At 45.1% G+C, this 3,042-nt stretch carries 1 protein-coding gene; it reads right to left on the bottom strand.

The window, feature by feature from the left end:
- On the bottom strand, window positions 1–3,042 hold a 3,042-nt coding region (locus H5S39_RS03375), incomplete at both ends, for a mucin-binding protein (RefSeq protein WP_182596920.1).

Raw genomic sequence — 3,042 nt, 5'->3', positions numbered from 1 at the left:
TGTTGGTGCAGCCGGTGTTGCCGGTTCTGCTGGCTGGGCAGGAGTTTCTGGCGTGGTTGAAGCTTGTGGCTTAGTCGGTGTAGTTGGTGTTACCGGCGTTGGCGTCGTGTAGACTACTGGAGTATCAACTGTTGGACGATCCGGTGTAACGGTCGTGACATTTGGCGTCATTCCTGGAACTGTTGGTACCGGTTCGTTTGGTACGACCTTCGTCGGATCCGTTGGATCATTCGTGTATGGCACAACTGGTACATTTGGAATTGGGTTACCATTTGGATCAACTGGGACAATATTACCAACTTTAGTGTAGGTTACTGTATCTTCAATGTTTCGTTGAACTGCTTTCTTGGCTGGAACATTAGCCTTGTCCGCAACGTAACCATTAATTACTGGTACCTTAACTTCGTTATAGCTGTCCTTATCAGAAGTCCAGTTTTCGTTAGGGTTAAGAATCTCGCCAGTAACCTTGTCGATAATCAACGTCCGTGTCCAAGTTGAAGTTTGGACATCATCATCACGCATCTTGTTACCGTTGTTATCCACGAAGTGAACAGTAGATGTGTAGTCTTTCGTGTAGTTATCCTTAGCTGGCCACTTTGGTCCGTTTGGTTCACCAGGGTTGACTGGCGTACCTGGCTCATGTGGATTATTTGGTCCAACTGGAGCGTGACCATGCTTCAAGACAACTGTGAAGACTTGGTTAACGTCCGTATTATCATCAAACGTTGCGTTAGCCGGGAAACCATCGCTCACTAATTCGTAACCTTGGGCTTCAAGTTCTTCAATCGTGGTTGCCGTACTGTAATCAATCTTGTTGCCAGGTTTACCAACGAGGTTACCAGAAGTAGTAATTACCTTGTTGTTTTCATCTTGGTCAACGTAGTTAACAATCGCTGTTTGATCATCAGCCGGCTTTGGCGTAACCGTATTTGGAACGTACTTAACTGGCGTATCAACTCCAGGGTTAGTTGGCGTTACTGTTGGTACACTTGGCTTGTACCCTGGAACACTTGGTACTGGTTCATCCGGTGTTACCGTCGTTGGATTAGTTGGATCCGTTGGGTATTGCGGTGTTGGCGCATTCGGAATTGGGTTACCGTCAGGGTCAACTGGAACGATCTTACCGTTTGGTGCGTAAGTAACAGTAGCTTCTTGATCATCCATCGTTACCTTTTGTCCATCAACTTGGGCCCGGTCAGCATGGTAACCATCAACCACAGGGGTCTTAACGTTATCATAGCTGTCCTTATTACTTACCCATTCAGTTGAGCTAATAATGTTACCAGTAACATTGTCAACTGTGATTGAACGTGTCCAGCGAGCATTTTGAACATTATCTGCTGGGTTGTTATTTCCTGCTCCAACATAGTGGACAGTAAACTTAACATCCTTAAGATAATCAACATCTTCATTAGTTACCTTTGGACCGTCAGGGTAGTTAGGGTTAATTGGTTCACCCGGTGTTCCTGGCTTATCCGGCTTGAAGGTTGTTGTACCGTGCTTCAAGACTACCGTGTAAGTTTGTGTTGTGCTGTCATCATTATCGAAGACTGCACCTGCTGGGAAGCCATCACTTACTAAGACGTAACCTTGATCTTCCAATTGCTTAATTGTTGTTGCCGTGCTGTAATCAATGACACTGCCCGGCTTACCAGTTAAGTCACCAGAAGTTGCGATTTGAGCATTGTTGTTGTCCTGATCAACATAGTTAACAATGGCAGTTTGGTCATTAACCACTGGGTTGTAGTGAACTGGTGTGTCCGTACCAGGGTTAGTTGGCGTTACTGTTGGCACTTCAGGAACAAATCCTGGAATACTTGGCACTGGTTCATTTGGTGTTACCTTCGCTGGGTTTGATGGGTCCGTTGGGTATTGTGGAGTTGGTACATTTGGAATTGGCTTTCCTGATGGATCAACTGGCACAATCTTACCGTTCTTAGCGTATTTAACAGTTACCGTGTAGCTATCATTTTCATGGCTAAGCGTTACACCCTTAACGTTGTTACCATCACCATCGCGGTCAATGCTTACCAAGTGGTATCCATCAACAACTGGTGACTTAACACCAGCAACAGATTGACTGCCACTCCAAGTTAATGGTGTTGTCCATTGACCAGTTACCTTATCGAGAACACCTTCAGCAGTGAAGTTAACAGTTTGTTCAACTGGATCACTGATCTTATTACCATTTTCGTCAACGTATTGAATCGTCCGCGTAACATTCTTGGTTACTTGGTCTGATCCTTGTGGGTACTTAGGACCGTCTGGATCATTTGGATTAATTGGTTGACCCGGCTTACCTGGTTCATTAGGGTTAACTGGTTGCGTACCGTGACGGAATGTAACAGTGAAGACTTGGTCATGATCCTTATCATTGTCAAATGCGGCATCTGCTGGGAAACCATCATTTACAAGAACATAGCCTTTATCTTCAAGAGCCTTGATTTCATCGGCAGTACTGTAGTTAATCTTGTCACCTGGTTGACCGCTCAAGTTACCTGAGTTAGCAAGTTCTTCGTTGTTAGTCAAGTCAATGTAACGAACTTGAGCGTTTTGTGTGTTGTCTACTGGGTGGTAAACAACTGGGGTGTCCTTACCAGGATCAGTTGGTGTTACTGTCGGTACTTCTGGAGTGTAACCAGGAATACTTGGTACTGGTTCATCCGGTGTTACCGTCGTTGGATCAGTTGGATCGTTCGGGTAACTTGGGGTTGGTACATTTGGAATTGGCTTTCCTGATGGATCAACCGGGATGATCTTACCAACCTTCTTGTAGACAACTTCAGTTACAACATTTGGATTCTCAGTAGTTGCTGTTAATCCACCGGCAGTCTTGACAGTTGCAACGTAGCCATCAATTACTGGAACGTTGATCGTGCCAAACTTGTGGCTAGTTTCATTCCATGAGCCTTCCGTAATCGTCTTACCAGTTACGGTATCAACAACATCTGGTGTCCGGGTAAATTCACTCGTTTGAACATTGTTTTCACGGAGCGTGTTGCCACTTTCATCAACGAACTTAATCGTTTGTGATGCTGGAAT

This window comes from Limosilactobacillus rudii, assembly GCF_014145455.1.
GTDB classification, from domain to species: Bacteria; Bacillota; Bacilli; order Lactobacillales; family Lactobacillaceae; genus Limosilactobacillus; species Limosilactobacillus rudii.
This window is presented reverse-complemented; position numbering and strand designations above follow the sequence as displayed.